At 63.1% G+C, this 16,879-nt stretch carries 14 protein-coding genes; 6 read left to right on the forward strand and 8 right to left on the reverse strand.

Going from position 1 to position 16,879, the window contains the following annotated elements; translation table 11 throughout:
* Positions 1-10: 10 nt before the first annotated feature.
* On the reverse strand, positions 11-490 hold the full coding sequence (locus tag PCOSP_RS25295; protein ID WP_139649259.1) for a LabA-like NYN domain-containing protein: 480 nt from the start codon (positions 488-490) through the stop codon (positions 11-13).
* Between the two features lie 158 nt (positions 491-648).
* Positions 649-1,419, reverse strand: a complete 771-nt coding sequence (locus PCOSP_RS25300; protein WP_139649257.1) for a DUF2076 domain-containing protein — start codon at positions 1,417-1,419, stop codon at positions 649-651.
* A gap of 177 nt (positions 1,420-1,596) precedes the next feature.
* On the opposite strand from PCOSP_RS25300, the gene PCOSP_RS25305 reads away from it, so the two are divergent.
* Together PCOSP_RS25305 and PCOSP_RS25310 are read left to right on the forward strand one after the other, a co-directional pair.
* A complete protein-coding gene (locus PCOSP_RS25305) occupies positions 1,597-2,256 on the forward strand; it encodes a hypothetical protein (RefSeq protein WP_139649255.1) in 660 nt (219 codons plus the stop codon).
* The gene (locus PCOSP_RS25310) at positions 2,253-3,332 is read left to right on the forward strand and encodes an endonuclease/exonuclease/phosphatase family protein (protein ID WP_464709748.1); all 1,080 of its coding nucleotides are present in this window, start codon (positions 2,253-2,255) and stop codon (positions 3,330-3,332) included. The genes PCOSP_RS25305 and PCOSP_RS25310 overlap by 4 nt, the downstream gene beginning before the upstream one ends.
* 258 nt (positions 3,333-3,590) lie before the next feature.
* Here the strand turns inward: PCOSP_RS25310 and hrpB are convergent, their stop codons facing one another.
* A complete protein-coding gene (gene hrpB / locus PCOSP_RS25315) occupies positions 3,591-6,107 on the reverse strand; it encodes an ATP-dependent helicase HrpB (RefSeq protein ID WP_464709749.1) in 2,517 nt (838 codons plus the stop codon).
* Positions 6,108-6,202: 95 nt separating this feature from the next.
* On the opposite strand from hrpB, the gene PCOSP_RS25320 reads away from it, so the two are divergent.
* Together PCOSP_RS25320 and PCOSP_RS25325 are read left to right on the forward strand one after the other, a co-directional pair.
* Positions 6,203-6,622, forward strand: a complete 420-nt coding sequence (locus tag PCOSP_RS25320) for a hypothetical protein (RefSeq protein ID WP_024780293.1) — start codon at positions 6,203-6,205, stop codon at positions 6,620-6,622.
* Positions 6,623-6,650: 28 nt separating this feature from the next.
* On the forward strand, positions 6,651-7,544 hold the full coding sequence (locus tag PCOSP_RS25325; protein ID WP_464709750.1) for a cation diffusion facilitator family transporter: 894 nt from the start codon (positions 6,651-6,653) through the stop codon (positions 7,542-7,544).
* A 151-nt stretch (positions 7,545-7,695) separates the two neighbouring features.
* Here PCOSP_RS25325 and PCOSP_RS25330 read toward each other — a convergent pair whose 3' ends face one another.
* Positions 7,696-8,706 (reverse strand): DUF6515 family protein, encoded by a 1,011-nt coding sequence (locus tag PCOSP_RS25330; protein ID WP_139649248.1) that lies wholly within the window; start codon positions 8,704-8,706, stop codon positions 7,696-7,698.
* Between the two features lie 434 nt (positions 8,707-9,140).
* Between PCOSP_RS25330 and PCOSP_RS25335 the strand changes: the two genes are divergently transcribed.
* On the forward strand, positions 9,141-9,620 hold the full coding sequence (locus PCOSP_RS25335) for an Lrp/AsnC family transcriptional regulator (RefSeq protein ID WP_024780290.1): 480 nt from the start codon (positions 9,141-9,143) through the stop codon (positions 9,618-9,620).
* Between the two features lie 239 nt (positions 9,621-9,859).
* The gene (locus PCOSP_RS25340) at positions 9,860-10,069 is read left to right on the forward strand and encodes a DUF2788 domain-containing protein (RefSeq protein WP_003185724.1); all 210 of its coding nucleotides are present in this window, start codon (positions 9,860-9,862) and stop codon (positions 10,067-10,069) included.
* Here PCOSP_RS25340 and PCOSP_RS25345 read toward each other — a convergent pair.
* From PCOSP_RS25345 to PCOSP_RS25360, 4 genes are all read right to left on the reverse strand, one after another.
* Positions 10,064-10,699 carry a pseudouridine synthase gene (locus PCOSP_RS25345; RefSeq protein ID WP_139649247.1) on the reverse strand — a complete coding sequence of 212 codons (636 nt, stop codon included), beginning with the start codon at positions 10,697-10,699 and terminating at the stop codon, positions 10,064-10,066. The genes PCOSP_RS25340 and PCOSP_RS25345 overlap by 6 nt on opposite strands.
* Positions 10,700-10,776: 77 nt before the next feature.
* Positions 10,777-12,276: an AMP nucleosidase gene (amn, locus tag PCOSP_RS25350; protein ID WP_175363881.1), complete on the reverse strand. Its 1,500-nt coding sequence runs from the start codon at positions 12,274-12,276 to the stop codon at positions 10,777-10,779.
* 320 nt (positions 12,277-12,596) lie between these two features.
* Entirely contained in the window at positions 12,597-14,246 is a 1,650-nt protein-coding gene (locus PCOSP_RS25355) for an acyl-CoA dehydrogenase family protein (RefSeq protein ID WP_464709751.1), read from the reverse strand.
* Positions 14,247-14,319: 73 nt separating this feature from the next.
* On the reverse strand, positions 14,320-16,704 hold the full coding sequence (locus tag PCOSP_RS25360; protein WP_464709752.1) for a 7TM diverse intracellular signaling domain-containing protein: 2,385 nt from the start codon (positions 16,702-16,704) through the stop codon (positions 14,320-14,322).
* Positions 16,705-16,879: the final 175 nt, after the last annotated feature.

Below are 16,879 nucleotides of genomic sequence, written 5' to 3' on the forward strand. Positions count from 1 at the left end.
TCCGTAACGATCAATTCTTGAGCAACAGCGCGCCTTCGATGGGCACATAGCGGCTGGCGGCGCGGATCAGCGAGTTGGCCGTCAGCCCCGGCACGCCGTACGCCACCGCCTGCACACCGTGCTTGCTGATGATGCGTTCGAGCAGCATGTCGAAGTCGCCGTCACCCGAGGCCAGCACTATCTCGTCGACATGGTCGGCGGCGTCCATGATGTCCAGCGTGATGCCCACGTCCCAATCGCCCTTGGCCGAGCCATCGCTGCGCTGGATATAGGGCTTGAGCTTCACGGTGAAACCCAGGTTGCGCAGGATCTGCTGGAATTGCTGCTGCTTGCTGTCACCGCGATCGATCGCATAGGCGTAGGCCTCGACGATCTGCCCTTGTTTGCTGACGTCGGCCCACAGGGCGGCGTAGTTGAAGTGACAACCATAGGCCTGGCGCACGGTGTAATAGAGGTTCTGAACATCGGCGAACACTGCGATTTTCTTCACCGCGGTTCCTCTTGAATGCACAAGCGCGCAGGCTCTGGGTCAGGCATTGGTGGCCGATATGGCCACCAGGCCCGAAAAGGCGCCCAGTATGCCAGCCCGAAGGAGGATTCCGCGAATAATCGGTCCGAGGCGCGTGGGCACCCCGGACGAATGGCAGGTCAGACGAAAGAATCGTCGTCGCCAAAGAATGAAGAGTCGTCGCTGTAGTCCGCGTCGCTGAAACCGCCCTGGTCGTTGCCGTAGCGATCGTTGTCAGCCATGCGCTGGTCGTCGCCCCAACCGTTGTCGCCGCTGTTACCCACGTCGTTGACCGGTTGGGCCGGCTCTTCCTTGATGATCTCGACGATCTCCTGGGGCTGCTGGCCGCTGTGGAACAGACTGCTGATACCTTGCGCCAGCATCACGCCACCGGCCACGCCGGCTGCGGTTTTCAGGGCGCCACCCAGAAAGCTGCTCGCCGCCGGGGCTTGTTGTTGCGGGGCACCATAGCCCGCTGGCGGCGCACCGAAGCCCTGCTGAGCCGGGGCATTGTTGAAGGATGGCCGCGCCGGCTCGCGCCAGCCGCCACCGCCGGTTGCCGGAGCGCTTGGAGCAGGGGCTGGTCGCGAATCACGACTGCTGCCCCCGAAAATACTCGAGAGGAAACCACCGCCCCCACTGGGTGCCGAAGGCTGGCTGCGGGCGTTCTGCAGGTCCGCCTGCAGTTGCTGGACTTGCTCGGTCAGTTGCCTGTTCTGCTCGTCGAGGCGCTTGATTGCCGCCTCTTGCACCAGAATCGCCTGGGCCATGAAATAGCCGGCCGAGGGCTGGCTGGCCAGATGCTCCTTGATCCGCGCCTCGGCCTGGGCATCGCGCGGGCCTGAATCCTTTTCGGCCTGTTGCAGCCGTGAAAACAGTCCATCGATCAGGGTTTGTTCTTCGCTGTTCATGGCGACCTCATCAGATTGCCGGGTAGAAAACCAAGCCGGTTCCGCAGAACCGGTGCCCACCAGTAATGGGGCTTGCCGCGAAGGATTCAATGGTCTTTACCTGATGTTTACGTTTGCTAGTGCGGGTGCCTGATCGGTTAAAGTGTCGGACCGCTTCTGGACCTGCGATCCCGACTCATGAATCCGTTTGACGTGCTGCGTGACTCTTTGTATTTCTTCAAGCGCCATCTGGGCCGGATCGCCCAGCTGTGCCTGCCACTGGTGATACTCGAGGCCGTGCTGCAACAAGCCGTCGACCGCGCCGTCGGCCCGGATGGCTTTCCCGGCTATAGCGTGATCGTCGGGCTGCTGGTGTATCCGGTGTACACCGCTGCGCTGATCCTGTTTCTCGACGCCCGTAGCCGAGGCGAATCGCCGCACATTCGCGACCTCCTCGCCGCGGCCCTCACCCTCTGGCCGCGCTTCGCGCTGCTGACCGCTCTCAACACGCTGCTGATCCTGCTGGGCATATCGTTGTACATCCTGCCGGGCCTGTGGCTGATGGTGACCCTGGCGTTCAGCGAATACCTGCTGGTGCTCCGAGGCCTGGCGCCGTTGGCGGCGATGAAGGAAAGCCTGCGCATGAGTCGCGGCCAGTTCTGGCGGATCCTGTTGTGCATCATGGGCGTGATGGGCCCGCTGTGGCTGCTCAAGGGCGCCAGCGTCTCGGTGTACCCACCGCCCCAGAACCCCTGGCTAGGCCTGTTGATCGACAGCGTTCACAGCTTCCTGCAACTGTTCACCAGCGTGGTGCTGTTCCGGATATTCATGCTGGTCGGGGAAAAACCCGAGCCATGACCCGCCTACTGCGCTACACCCTGCTGGGCCTGTTGTCGGTGCTTTGCCTGGCCGCCCTGTCGATCTATAGCCTGACCTGGCGCCCACATGCCCGGGAAGCACTGCCGGTCAGTTGTACCGCCAGCGCCGCACCGCTGATGCCCGGTCAGGCGGTCAAGGTGATGACCTGGAACGTCCAGTTCCTGGCTGGCAAGCGCTACGTGTTCTGGCACGACCTGGCCCAAGGCGACGATGAAAGCCCGACCCTGGAAGACATGGCCTTCAGCCTCGACGAAGTGGCACGGGTCATCCGTGACGAACAACCCGGCATCGTCCTGCTGCAGGAACTGGACAACGGCGCCAAGGCCAGCGACTACCAGGACCAGCTCAAGTTATTGCAGGAGCGGCTCGCCGACCTTTACCCCTGCAGCACCAGCGCCTTCGACTGGAAGGCCGATTTCATACCCAGCCCCCATATCTTCGGCAGCGTCGGTCGACAACTGGCAACGCTGAGCCGCTACCGCATCGATCATGCCGAACGGGTGCAACTGCCGGTGGCCGAGGCCAACTTCATCAGCCGCCAGTTCCAACCGAAGAATGCCCTGCTGGTGAGCTACATGCCGCTGAGCGATGGCAGCCAACTGGCCGTGCTCAACACGCATCTGGAGCGGGCCACGCAGCCGGACGAAACCCTGCCCAAGCAGGTCACTGCCGTGGCCCAGGCCCTGGACAAGTTCGAATCCCGAGGCATGCCCTGGCTGATCGGCGGCGACTTCAACCTGCTGCCCCTGGGGCAGTACCTGCGCCTGCCGCCCGAACAGCGCACCCCCTACTCCGCCGACAGCCCGCTGCACCTGCTGTGGGACAAGTACCCGATGATTCCCACCAACAACGAGGCCAGCGGCATCGACCGTGCGCACTGGCTGACCCACTACCCGAACGACCCCGGCCTCAACGGCCCGGACCGCACCGTCGACTACCTGTTCTACAGCCCGCGTATCAAACGGGTCGAGGCCCAGGTGCGGCAGGACGATACCTTGCGCATCTCTGATCATTTGCCGGTGATTGCGCGGTTCCTGCTGCCCGTTACGCCATAGCCGCAGACCTGTGGCAACGAGTCTGCTCGCGAATGCACTGTGTCAGCCAACTTCTATGCGACTGATAGGCCGCTATCGCGAGCAGGCTCGCTCCCACAGGAATCCTGCGGTGAATAACGATCGTGCGGCCAGCCCGGAGCCCATGTGGGAGCGAGCCTGCTCGCGATAGCGGGTGCTCAGCCAGTTTTGATGTGACTGACAGATAGCCATCGCGAGCGGGCTCCCACAGGGTTCGGGTCCACTCGGATTAACGTCTGTTCACTTACGCGGCTTGACCCGCGCCGTCGCCTCCGCCACCAGCGGATCATCCGGCCAGTAATGCTTGGGATAACGTCCCTTGAGGTCCTTCTTCACTTCGGCGTAGGTGCTGCGCCAGAAGTTCGCCAGGTCCTGGGTCACCTGCACCGGCCGGCGTGCCGGTGACAACAGGTGCAGCTTGACCACCTGGCGTCCGCCGGCGATGCGCGGAGTCTCGGCCAGGCCGAACAGTTCCTGCAAGCGCACCGCCAGGATCGGCGGGTATTCGCTGTAGTCCACGCGGATCGACGAACCCGAGGGCACGCTCAAGTGATGGGGTGCTTGCTCGTCCAACCGCTGCGGCAACGGCCAGGGCAGCAGGTTGTGAACGATGCTCGACAGGTCCAGGTTGGCAAAATGGCTGAGGCGCGAGACTCGGCCCAGATACGGCATCAGCCAATGTTCAAGACTGCCGAGCAACGCTTTGTCGCTGACGTCGGGCCATTCGCTTTCGCCCTTGGCGTCCAGGTCCAGTCGACGCAGCAGTGCCACCCGCGCCTGCCATTGCCGCAGTTCCGGCGTCCAGGGCAGTAATTCCAGACCCTTGCGCCGCACCAGGTTCACCAGGGCCTGGCTACGGGCGGACTCATCCAGGCCGGTCAGCGGTTCGCGGCTGAGCACCAGTTCGCCGACCTTGCGCTGGCGCTCGGCCCGCAGCACGCCTTCGCGCTCGTCCCAGTCCAGTTGATCCACCGTGTGCACCTGCTCGGCCAGTACGGAATCGAACAGCGCCGGGTCGAAATCCGTTGCCAGGTAGATCCGCTCTTCACGCTGGCCCTGGCGGCTGCCGAGATCGGCGATCACCAGCCACGGCTGCTTCATCAGGCTGTCGGCCTCGGCAAACAGCGCCGCACGGCCGTTGGCCAAGCGGTACTCCGCGCCGCCGGATCGTCGCTGCTGCGCGACCCGATCCGGGTAGGCCAACGCCAGCAGCGCCCCGAGCCAACGCGGATGATCGGGATCGGCCACCGCTTCTTCGGCCTTGCCCCGCAAATAGCCGCGATACTGCCGGGCCAGTTGCCGCGCCCGCGTCACGCCACCTTGCGCACCTCGCGCCGCCCGCTCTTCGCCGGACAGCAAGGCCAGACGACTGTGCAAATCCGCGCCGGCGCCCCTGAGAATGTCCCGTTCGCCCAACAACGCCGCGACGTTGCAGGCCATGTCCGCCAGCCCCAGCGCCTGCCCGCGCAACAATAAATGAGCGATACGCGGGTGGGCCGGCAGTTCGGCCATGGCCTGGCCGTGACGAGTCAGTTGCTCGCCGTCCAGCGCGCCCAGGCGCTGCAGCAGGTCCTGCGCCTGGGCGTAGGCGGCGCCGGGCGGCACGTCGAGCCAGACCAATTGCTGCGGCGTCACGCCCCAGCGCCCCAGTTGCAAGGCCAGCCCGGCCAGGTCCGCCGAAAGGATCTCCGCGCTGCCATAGGCGGCCAGTTGTTCGTGCTGGTCTTCGGACCACAACCGATAGCACACCCCCGGCTCCAATCGCCCGGCCCGACCGGCCCGCTGAGTAGCGCTGGCCCGGGAAATGCGCTGGGTGTCGAGACGTGTCATGCCGCTGCCCGGGTCGAAACGTGGAACCCGGGCCAGCCCGGCATCGACCACCACCCGGACGCCGTTGATGGTCAGGCTGGTTTCGGCGATGTTGGTTGCCAGCACCACTTTGCGCTGGCCAGGAGGCGCTGGGTCGATGGCGGCACGCTGGGCCGCGAGATCCAGTTCACCGTGCAGGGGACACAGCAACACGTTACCGCCCTCGCCCAGGGCCTCGACCAGTTGCTGGTGAACCCGACGGATCTCCGCCTGTCCGGGCAAGAACACCAGCACGCTGCCGGTTTCATCGTGCAACGCTTCGAGTATGGTCTGTACCAGCCGTGGCTCGATGAACTCGCCGGGCTGGAATGGCCGGCCCCAACGCACCGTCACTGGGAACATCCGCCCTTCACTGCGCAGGATCGGCGCGTCGTCCAGCAAGCCGGCCAGGCGCTCACCTTCCAGGGTCGCCGACATCAGCAGAATCTTCAGCGGCAGGTCTTCGCGAAACAGCTCCCGGCCGTTGAGGCTCAAGGCCAGGGCCAGGTCGGCGTCGAGGCTACGCTCGTGGAACTCATCGAAAATCAGCAGCCCCACACCTTCCAATGCCGGATCGTCCTGCAGGCGGCGGGTGAGAATCCCTTCGGTAACCACTTCAATGCGGGTGCCTGGGCCAACCTTGCTGTCCAGGCGAATCCGGTAGCCGACGGTTTCACCGACCTTTTCACCCAACTCACTGGCCAATCGCTCCGCCGCCGCCCGTGCCGCCAGGCGTCGGGGTTCGAGCATCAGGATGGTCTGTCCGGCCAGCCACGGCTCGTTCAACAAGGCCAGGGGAACGCGGGTGGTTTTACCGGCACCGGGCGGCGCTTCGAGCACAGCTTCGTGGCGCGATGCCAAGGCTTGACGCAGGGTTGGTAAAACTTCATCAATCGGCAAAGAAATCATGCTGGCTCCAAAACAGAGGGCCGAGTATAACGGCGAACTGTTTGGCGTGGTCTGGACTCAAACCCACAACGCCCTTACCTGCTCAGGAGATTGTTATGCGTATTCCCTTTCGCGTGATCGGTGGTGTCCTGGTCGCCACCCTGCTGACCCAGGTCAGCGCCTGCGGCTCGATCTTCTACCCTGACCGTCGCGGCCAGATCGACGGCAAGATCGACCCGGCCATTGCCGCGCTCGACGCCGTCGGCCTGCTGTTCTACATCATTCCCGGCCTGATCGCGTTCGCGGTGGACTTCGCCACCGGCGCCATTTACTTCGAGCCGGGCAAGACCGCCCAGATCGCGCCGGAAAAGCTCAAGCAGGCCGTCAACCCTGACGGCAGCGTCGACAACCATAAATTGCAGGCCATTCTGGAAAGCGAACTGGGCCGCAGCTTCCCCCTGGACGATCCACGGCTGATCCAGCACAAGGGCAGCGCGCAGCAACTGGCCGCCCTCGGACTCAAACCGGCCGCATGACGGGCGCCACTGAAGGAACGACCGCGCCATGACCACCACTCCCGAACACGCTCGCCTGCTACGCCTGGCCACCCGCGCCTCGGTGGCCGTGGCGTCGATCCTGATTATCGCCAAGGCACTGGCCTGGTGGCTGAGCGGTTCGGTGAGCATGCTCGCCGGCCTGACCGACTCGGCCTTGGACGGCGTCACCTCGCTGCTCAACCTGCTGGCGGTGCATTACGCCTTGCGTCCCGCCGACGCCGATCATCGCTACGGTCATGGCAAGGCCGAATCCTTGGCCGGCATGGCCCAGGCGCTGTTCATTGGCGGCAGCGCCGTGTTGATTGCCCTGCAGGCGTTCGAGCGCCTGAAAAACCCGGTCCCGGTGGAGGCGCCCTGGCTCAGTGTCGGCGTGATCGTGTTTTCCCTGGCCCTGACCCTGGCGCTGCTGGCGTTGCAACACCGGGTCATCCGCGCCACGGGCTCCAACGCCGTTCGCGCCGACTCGCTGCATTACCGTTCCGACCTGTTGTTCAACGGCAGCATCCTGGTGGCACTGCTGCTGGCCGGGTTCGGCTGGTATCAACTCGACGCCTGGTTCGGCCTGGGCATCGCCGTCTACATTCTCTGGAGCGCCATCCAGATCGCCCGGGAAAGTTTCGCCGTGCTGATGGACGAAGAACTGCCGCCCAACGTCAGCCAGCACATGCTGGAACTGGCCTGTGCCGTGCCCGGCGTGCTGGGTGCCCATGACTTGCGCACGCGGATTTCCGGCAACCACTGGTTCGTGCAACTGCATCTGGAACTGCCTGGAGAGCTGACCCTGTCAGTGGCCCACGGCCTCAGCGACCAGGCCGCCGATGCGATCCACCGCGCCTATCCGAAGGCCGAAGTGCTGGTGCACGCCGATCCGTCGGAAGTGGTGAAAACCGCCAGCGCCTGATGCGCTTCACCTCTGTGGGAGTAAAGCTTGCTCGCGATAGCGGCCGATCAGCCAACATTGTTGTCGACTGACTGACCCAATCGCGAGCAAGCTTTGCTCCCACAGGTTTGTGGCTTTCAGCACCCAGTCTTTTTTACTGAACAAACAAACCTCAGTAACTCACCTGATATCCACGACTGCTCAAGCAACTCCCCTGGGCCTGCCGGTAGGTCTGCACCACTTCCGGCGCGGGCGGATAGGTGTAGCTGCGCGGATCGAAGCCGCTCTGCTGCACCGCCCAGCGATAACACTCGTAGCCATCCTGGTTGACCTGCTCGGGAGACTGACCGTTGGCTGGATAGGCCACCACATCGAAACTGTTGCCCTGGGGTTGTGGCTGCGGATTGGCAACCGGCGCGTCGACCACGACGTAGTCCTGGGTGTTGGCTTCGTAGATGTAATAAGCACCGGCGGCGAGGAAGAACAGCGAGCTGCCGATCCAGACTTCCCGGGCATAGTCGGGCAGGTAACGGGTGCGGATGCCCCGAGGCGGCTGCACCACGACATAGCGTGGTCCTTGCGGGCGATACCAATAGCCACCCGAGAAGAAGTAGTCCTGGCCACGATAGGGCACACGGTAATTGCGATCCGGGAAGCGGTCGATGACATAACCGGGACGATATTGCGGCCCCGGCCCCCAACCATTGCCATGCCCGTCCGGGCGACCGGCCCAGTGCTGATCTGGACGATTGTCATGCTCGGGGCGTGGCCGATTGCTCGGATAACCGTCGCTGCGGCGCGGGATATCGCGGTAGTAACCCGGTTGCGGCTCCCGAGTCTGGGTCACGCTGTCGGGCCGGCCCTGGATCGGCAGGTTGTTGCCCGGCTGCTGCTGTTGCGGCGGACGACCATGACCGTTGGGATCCTGGGGTGATCGGTCATAGGATGGGCCACCCTGGCGCTGGGCGCCGGGTTCGAATTGGCGGCTGTTGTCGCCACGGATGATTTCGTTGCTCTGGGGCCGCGGCTGGCCAGAGTACCCCTGACCGTTGCCGCCGCGTCCGTCGTGTCCTCGATCACCGTCGGGGCCACCACGATTCTGCTGATCATCGGCCATCCCTTGCGCACTGACACTTGCCCACAACAAACCAACACCTGCCAGACGCCAGATGCGCGACTTCATGTTATTCCTCACAACGGTTCAGGGCCTGATGATAAGACTGGGAAAAGCCCAGGCCGGTTCTGCACCAGATTATCAGCAGCGCCACTTATTTCGCAGGCATTAAAAAAGGGAGACCCGTCGGCCTCCCCTTGAGAACTTCGTCCGTGCTCGACGCTTGTGGCGTCGGCTCACCTCACGCCGTCTTCTGGACAGTGTGCAGCTCGGGGGTCATGAGTGGCCTGTCTGGCTACCAGGCACCGGTGGGTGCCGCGACCGCAGCCGGCCTGCTTGGGCGGGCTGCATTGGACTGTTTGTCCGAGCAGTGATCTTGGTGATAAGAATAGGCCTGGGCCGGCGACAGATGATTGCGAAGATTGCTCAATTAAACATCGCTTGCGCAATTTTTACCCCCGGATAGATAATCCCACGCAATTATCAAGATAAAGGCCCGACCGATGAGCAAACTCGACCGTTACGACCTGAGCATTCTGGCGGAATTGCAGCGCGACGCGCGCATCTCCAATCAGGAACTGGCCGAGCGCATCGGCCTGTCACCCTCGCCCTGTTCGCGGCGGGTCAAACAGTTGGAAGACGACGGCTACATTACCCGCCAGGTCGCGTTGCTCGACCGCAAAATGCTCGGACTGAGCCTGACCGCCTACGTGCTGATAGGCATGGACCGTCACACCCCCGAACGCTTCGAAAACTTCGAAGCCGCGATTCGCAACCTGCCGCAAGTGCTCGAGTGCAGCCTGGTGACCGGCATGGACGCGGACTACCAGCTCAAGGTGGTGGTGCCGGACATGGACCATTACCAGAAACTGCTGCTGGGCCACCTGACCCGGATCGACGGCGTCACCAGCGTGCGCTCGAGTTTCGTGCTGAACCAGGTGCTCAGCAGTACCGAATTGCCGTTGACTCATCTGCGCAGTTGAAACCGCCTCAACCACTGTAGGAGCCGAGCTTGCTCGCGATGGCGGCATTACAGTCGACAATGACTTGGCTGATCCACCGCCATCGCGAGCAAGCTCGGCTCCCACAGGGTCCGGGGCAGTCACACCATCGAGAAGGCGATGAATAGCTGCGACACACCGCCGCAGGTCAATCCCTCGCCCGGCCCCCATGCCGTATACTCGCCCCGCCTTTCCAACCCCGCCCACGCCGGAGTGTTTCGATGGATCCTGCTGTTTTCGAAGAGTGGATGATGACCGGCCTGGTCAGCATTCTGATCATTTTCATGGGCTTCATCGTCTGGGATCTGGCGAAGAAGTCCAAGGCCGGGCGTTTCGGTTCGTTCATCCTGTTTTTCGTGCTGGGGCTCGGCGTGGCGGCGTTCGTCATCAAGAGCGTGGTGATCGGCCTGATCGAGTCCGGGGCGCTATAGGCGCGCCGGGACCTCTTTCCACTGGCCCTGATCAAGCCCTTCGATCGTCCAATCGCCAATCCTGACCCGCACCAGCCGCAACGTCGGCAACCCCACGGCAGCGGTCATCCGTCGTACCTGGCGGTTGCGCCCCTCGCGTATGACCAGTTCCAGCCAACTCGTAGGCACGCTTTTGCGAAAGCGCACCGGCGGGTTGCGCGGCCATAGCAGCGGTTCGTCCAGCAAGCGCGCCTCGGCGGGCAGCGTCATGCCGTCGTTCAACTCCACGCCATCACGCAGGCGTTGCACCTGTTCAGCGCTTGGCTCGCCTTCCACTTGCACCCAGTAAGTCTTGGCCAGTTTGTGCTTGGGGTCGGCGATACGTGCCTGCAATTGCCCGTCGTTGGTCAGCAACAACAGCCCCTCGCTGTCGCGATCCAGCCGCCCGGCCGGGTAGATGCCCGGGATGTCGATAAAATCCTTGAGTGTCGCTCGCCCCTCGCCATCGCTGAATTGGGTCAGCACATCGAAAGGCTTGTTGAACAGGATCAGCCTGGGCTCGGCCGGAGGCGCCTTCGCGACCCGGCGCGCGGCGGATGCAGGGGGTTTCACGCCAGGGCGGCGGGAAACGGGACGTGGAGGACGGGACATGGCGGCACTATCTAACTAACGGTCAGGGCCGACCATGCTAGTGGCCCGACCGTTAAATGACTACCGTCCGAACGGTATCAGCGGAACGGCGGCTCGTCGAAGCTGCGCAGTTTGCGCGAATGCAATGAATTGAGCTGGTTGCGCAACAGATCCAATGCCTCGATACCGATTTTCAAGTGTTGGTTGACCGCCCGCTCATAGAACGCGTTGGCCGAGCCCGGCAGCTTGATTTCGCTGTGCAGCGGTTTGTCCGAGACGCAAAGCAACGTGCCATAGGGCACCCGCAGGCGATAACCCTGGGCGGCGATGGTGCCACTCTCCATGTCCACCGCCACCGCGCGGGACAGGTTGATCAACGGACGCTCCTGGGCCCAGCGCAGCTCCCAGTTGCGGTCGTCGTAGGTCAGCACCGTACCGGTACGCAGGCGTTTCTTCAGCTCATCGCCTTTTTCGCCGGTGATATTCGCCGCAGCCTGCTGAAGCGCCAGTTGTACTTCCGCCAAGGCAGGAATCGGGATATTCGGTGGCACCACCCGGTCGAGGATGCCATCACGGCGCATGTAGGCGTGGGCCAGCACGTAGTCGCCGATGGTCTGGGACTGCCGCAGCCCGCCGCAGTGGCCGATCATCAGCCAGCAATGAGGTCTCAGCACGGCCAGGTGGTCGGTGATGTTCTTGGCATTGGAAGGGCCGACACCGATGTTCACCAGGGTCACGCCATGGCCGTCGTTGGCCTGCAGGTGATAGGCCGGCATCTGGTAACGGTGCCAGACCACGCCGGCGGCGATGGCCGACGCTTCGCTGTGGTCCATGTTCTTGTCGATGATCACATTGCCCGGCAGGACCATGCGTACGAAGCGCGGGTCGCTGCGCAATTGCTCCAGGCCATGGACGATGAACTGGTCGACATAACGGTGATAGTTGGTCAGCAGGATCCACGGCTGCACATGACGCCAATCGCTGCCGGTGTAGTGCACGAGACGACGCAGGGAGAAATCCACGCGGGCGGCGTCGAACAGTGACAGAGGCAGCGGGTCGGTGTTCTCCCAGTCATAGAGGCCGTCGGCGATGCCATCGGTGGCGGCCGACAGGTCGGTGCTGGGGAACACCCGCGCCAGCACCGCCGCCGTCACACCGGAACCGGCCAGTTCATCGCCCTGTTCCACCACATACGGGTAAGGAATGTTCTGCTCGCTGACGCCCACTTCCACGGTGACGGTAAAGTCATGCATCAGCGGGACGAGTTGTTCGAGCAGGTATTTACGGAACGCGGCAGGATGGGTGACGGTGACGCTGTAGGTGCCCGGCAACTGGACCTTGGCATAGGCGCGGGTGGTTTGCGGGACCTCGCCGTGGCAGTGGTAGGTCAGCCGCAACGCCGGATAGCGGAACAGCGCACGTTGCTCGGCATCCGGCTCGATACGGTCCTTGAGGTAGCGCATGAGCGCCTGGTTCAGCGCGGTGGTCGCACGCTCGTGCAGGGCCGCCAGGCGATCCACGGCTTGTTCGGCGGTTTGAACGACAATAAACGCTTCGGTCACGATCAGCTTCCTGTGTTCTGACTTGCAGACCTTCATCTTGCCTGCATCGCCGTCTTACGGGAACAGTGGCGTGCTGGACACCCTCGATCATCCACCGGAGCTCCACTGCGGGAGAGAGCCTACTCGCGACAGCGCCGGGTCAACTTGCATCGATGTTGGATGGGCCGACGCCTTCGCGAGCAGGCTCGCTCCCACCCTGATCTCGGGTGGACACGCCCTCCATGCTCACCGCCAATCCCCTGTGGGAGCGAGCCTGCTCGCGATGGCGGTGGGTCAGCTTGCATTGATGCCGGATGTACCGACGCCATCGCGAGCAGGCTCGCCCCCACATTGGGCTGGTGCCTGTCGCGAGCTTCTCAAAACCCTTGCGGGGTAGAACGCGTCACGATGGCCTCCACATTCAACCCTCGCGGCAAGGCGCCGTAGACCCGGCCAGTCGAACCCAGGCGGCTGGCGATGAAGGCGTCGCTGACGTCGCTGTTGCCCGCCTCCAGCAACAGCTTGGCTTGCAGGCCCACGGCGATGTCTTCGGTCAATTGCCGGGCGCGAAACTGGATATCGTCGGTGTCCTTGAACGCCGCCTGTAATTGGTGGATGTGGTTGGCCAGGCGCTTGTCGCCGTGGCCGTCGCCCAACTCATTGAACAATACCTCCAACACACCAGGTTCCTTGGACAGGGCCCGCAACACATCGAGACATTGCACGTTGCCGGAGCCTTCCCACGTTGAATTGACCGGCGCCTCCCGGTACAGGCGCGGCAGGATGCTGTCTTCGACATAACCGGCGCCCCCCATGCACTCGGCAGCTTCATTGATCATCGCGGGGGCGCGCTTGCAGATCCAGTACTTGCCCACTGCCGTCACCAGCCGGGCGAACTTGGCTTCGTGCTCGTCACTCAAGTGATCCAGCGCCCGCCCCATGCGCAAACTCAAGGCCAACGCGGACTCGCTTTCCAGCGCCAGGTCGGCCAGCACGTTCTGCATCAAGGGCTGCTCACTCAACAGCCTGCCGCCGACTGTCCGATGGGCACAGTGATGGCTGGCCTGGGTCAACGCCTGGCGCATCAGGGCGCTGGAGCCGACCATGCAATCGAAGCGGGTCATGGCGACCATCTCGATAATGGTCGGCACGCCGCGCCCCTCCTCACCAATCATCCAGGCCAGGGCACCGCGAAACTCGACTTCGCTGGAAGCATTGGAGCAGTTGCCCAGCTTGTTTTTCAGGCGCTGGATGTAGAGCTGGTTGCGGGTGTCGTCCGGACGATGGCGCGGCAACAGGAAACAGGTCAGGCCCTTGTCGGTCTGGGCCAGGGTCAGGAAGGCATCGCACATCGGCGCCGAACAGAACCACTTGTGACCCACCAGTTCATAGGCCTGGCCTGGTCCCCGGGCGCCCACCGGGAAAGCCTTGGTGGTGTTGGCCCGCACATCGGTGCCGCCCTGTTTTTCGGTCATCGCCATGCCAAGGGTAACGCCGGCCTTGTGGGCCATGCCGACATTGCGCGGGTCGTACTCGGTGGCGAGCACTTTCGGCATCCAGCGCTCAGCCAGGTCCGGCTGCAAGCGCAGCGCCGGGACACTGGCAAAGGTCATGGTCAACGGGCAGCCCGTGCCGGCTTCGGCCTGGCTGTGCAGATACGTCATCGACGCCCGGGCCACATGGGCGCCGGGTTGCGGATGAGACCAGGGCAGGCTGGGCAGGCCATGCTCGATGGCGGTACGCATCAGCTGGTGATAAGCGGGATGGAACTCCACCAGATCAACGCGGTGACCATAGCGGTCATGGCTGGAGAATACCGGTTTGTTCTGGTTGGCCAGGAACCCTGCCTCCATCAGCGGCCCGCCGGCCAACCCACCGTACTCATCGATCCGTGCCTGGGCCCAGCCGGCACCGAAACGCTGCGACCATTGCTGCAGCGGCAAGTCGATGCGATACAGGTTGGCGCCGTCCAGGGAGGGCGGCTGATTGGTGACGTCGTGGGTTTCGGCGAACTGGTGCAGGTTCATGACAGCGCTCCTCGGTCGGCCAGCAGGAACCAGTTAAGCACTGCCTCCAGGCCGAACAAAGTGTCATACCCGCCTAAATGTCGGCGCTTTCGCCCTGCCCCGGACACAGCACGCGACGTTGCAAAATCGCCTGCAGAACCTCGAACTTCACCGGTTTGCCCAGGTAATCGACCAAGGCGCCCGCCGGACAACCATTCGGGTCCAGGTTCGGGCCGACCACCAGCACCGGCAACTCCTCACAGCCGGCCAGGGTACGGATCTGGCAGCAGACCGACACACCGTCCAAAGGTGGCGACTGGCAATCGAGCACCACGGCATCGAAACTGCCGTCCCGCAACATTTCCAGCGCCCCACGGCCACTGTCGGCGGTGCGCACCCGGTAGCCCAGCTTGAGCAGCATGCCGCGCATGACCAGTTGATCGATGCTGTCGTCATCGGCCAGCAGCACCGTACAGTCCTGAGGCTGACGCATGCCGTGTCTTTTGCTGAACGGAAACGGCGTGGGGCTCGCCATCGGCAAAGCCATTTCAAATTCGATGTCCAGCTGGAAGCGGCTGCCGCGCCCAGGCTCGGACGTATGGGTCAAGCGGCCGCCCATCAACCCCACCAACTGCCGACAAATTGCCAGGCCCACGCCCAGGCCGCCGTACTCACGGGTCATGGAACCGTCGAGCTGGAAGAAACGCTGGTACAAGGTCGCCTCGCCCAGATCGGTGAAGCCGATCCCTGTGTCGATCACGGCGAAGGACAGCCCCCAGCGTTCATGCTCCATCGGTTTGCCGCTGACTCGCAGGGCCAGGCCGCCCACCCGGGTGAATTTGATGGCGTTGTCCAGCAGGCATTCCAGGCACTGGGTCAACTTGCAGCTGTCACCGAGCAACCGATCCGCCAGACCCGGCGCCACATCGACCTTGAAATCCAGGCCCTTGGCCTGCGCACTGGCCGCGAACTGCACCTGCAAGACATCGAGCATCCCGCGCAGGCTGAACGGCGCCGGATTGACCTTGAGCTTGCCGGCCTGCAATTCCGTGAGGGTCAGCATGCCGTTGACCATGCGCATCATGTCCCGCGCCGAGCCGGCGGCGGTCTGTTGGTATTGGGTCAGCTCCTCGTCCATCTCGACGGTTTCCATCAACTCCAGCGAGCCGATGACGCCATTCATGGGCGTACGCAGTTCATGGGTCAGGGTCGCGAGAAATTCGTCCTTGAGCTTGTTACCGTGGGCCAGTTGCTGGTTGAGCACTTCCAGCTTCTGCCCGGCATCCAGCAGGGTCTGGGCCTGTTGCTCACGCATGGCATTGATGCGGTCGGCCAGGGCCAGGGACAACAACGCCACTTCGATGGCCGAGCCGATCTGGCTGGCGTACATGGTCAGGAACACGTTCGGCAGATAACCGAGCACCATCAGGGTATTGACGATGCCTCCCAGCAAAAACGCCGACCAGGCAATGATGAAGTAACGCGCCACCCTCAGCCCACGCCACCAGGCGAACAGGCCGGCAGCAAAAATCACCACCGTGAACACCAGCGCCAGCGCCGTCGCCAGACGCAGGGCCAGGGCGTAACTGGCCATCAGCGACAGGCCCACCACCACCGCGCTGAAGACGATCAGCGCCAACAACAGGCGATCGAGCCAGCGACTGTGTTGGGCGGTTTGCAGGAAGCTGCGGGCAAACTGACTGCCGAACAGAGCCGCGCAGCCGATGAAGAATGGTGTCGCGGCATTGGTCCACCAAGGGTTGTCCGGCCAGAAATACTCGGCGGCGGCACCGTTGACCGACAACTGGTACAGGCCGAACGAGGCGATATAGACGATGTAATAGAGATAACTGGTGTCCCGCACACTCAGGTAGATGAACAAGTTGTACACCAGCATGCCCAGCAGCACGCCATAGATAATCCCCAGCACATACAAGCGCACCGGCTGCTGTTCGAGATAAGCAGTGCTGGACCACAGGGTCAGCGGCGCCTGGATCGACCCCTGGCTCTGCAGGCGCAGATAAACGGTCTGGCGCTGATCGGGGACAAAATCCAGGCTGAACAGGTAGCTGTTCTGACGAATTTCCCGGGCGTTGAATGGCAGCGCATCGCCGGTCTGGCGAACCAGACGGTAGACTCCGCTGGTATCAGGCAGATACAGATCGAGATGATCCAAGGGCGGATAGGCCAGCTCCAGTAACCAGGTGCGCTGGGCATTCACATTGTGGGGACGGTAATGGAGGTCGATTTTCAGCCAGAACGCCGACCGCGAGTAACCGGCATTCAGCGTTTCCTTGTCATGGGGCTTGAAGCGACCGGCAGCGGCTTCGGCCAGCACATCGTCGAGGGTGGCGGTGCCGTTTGCGTCTTCGAACACTTGCAGCGCTTGGCCCAGGGGCAGGCTTTGGGTGAACTCGTCGAATTCGAGGGCGCTTGCCAAAGGGGACAAGCACAGCAGCAACATCAGCAAATAGCGCATTTAAGCCCCAGCGTGGCCTGTCCGGTTGAGTCAGGAAGCCCCCCATTCCCTGAGTAGACGTAAAACCGGCATTACCTGTTATTAAGTTGGATCCATCCTTAGCATAGCCGTTGATGGCCAACTTGCACCATTGAAATCTCTCTTGCAGAAGGCTCTAGAACGGGCGTTTCAGAGC

Source organism: Pseudomonas sp. MAFF 730105 (assembly GCF_055380705.1).

Bases quoted from the DNA above. Each gene is read 5' to 3' on its own strand.
- PCOSP_RS25300 (WP_139649257.1), bottom strand. From the start codon at position 1,419: ATGAACAGCGAAGAACAAACCCTGATCGATGGACTGTTTTCACGGCTG.
- PCOSP_RS25305 (WP_139649255.1), top strand. From the start codon at position 1,597: ATGAATCCGTTTGACGTGCTGCGTGACTCTTTGTATTTCTTCAAGCGC.
- PCOSP_RS25310 (WP_464709748.1), top strand. From the start codon at position 2,253: ATGACCCGCCTACTGCGCTACACCCTGCTGGGCCTGTTGTCGGTGCTT.
- hrpB (WP_464709749.1), bottom strand. From the start codon at position 6,107: ATGATTTCTTTGCCGATTGATGAAGTTTTACCAACCCTGCGTCAAGCC.
- PCOSP_RS25320 (WP_024780293.1), top strand. From the start codon at position 6,203: ATGCGTATTCCCTTTCGCGTGATCGGTGGTGTCCTGGTCGCCACCCTG.
- PCOSP_RS25325 (WP_464709750.1), top strand. From the start codon at position 6,651: ATGACCACCACTCCCGAACACGCTCGCCTGCTACGCCTGGCCACCCGC.
- PCOSP_RS25330 (WP_139649248.1), bottom strand. From the start codon at position 8,706: ATGAAGTCGCGCATCTGGCGTCTGGCAGGTGTTGGTTTGTTGTGGGCA.
- PCOSP_RS25335 (WP_024780290.1), top strand. From the start codon at position 9,141: ATGAGCAAACTCGACCGTTACGACCTGAGCATTCTGGCGGAATTGCAG.
- PCOSP_RS25340 (WP_003185724.1), top strand. From the start codon at position 9,860: ATGGATCCTGCTGTTTTCGAAGAGTGGATGATGACCGGCCTGGTCAGC.
- PCOSP_RS25345 (WP_139649247.1), bottom strand. From the start codon at position 10,699: ATGTCCCGTCCTCCACGTCCCGTTTCCCGCCGCCCTGGCGTGAAACCC.
- amn (WP_175363881.1), bottom strand. From the start codon at position 12,276: ATGAAGGTCTGCAAGTCAGAACACAGGAAGCTGATCGTGACCGAAGCG.
- PCOSP_RS25355 (WP_464709751.1), bottom strand. From the start codon at position 14,246: ATGAACCTGCACCAGTTCGCCGAAACCCACGACGTCACCAATCAGCCG.
- PCOSP_RS25360 (WP_464709752.1), bottom strand. From the start codon at position 16,704: ATGCGCTATTTGCTGATGTTGCTGCTGTGCTTGTCCCCTTTGGCAAGC.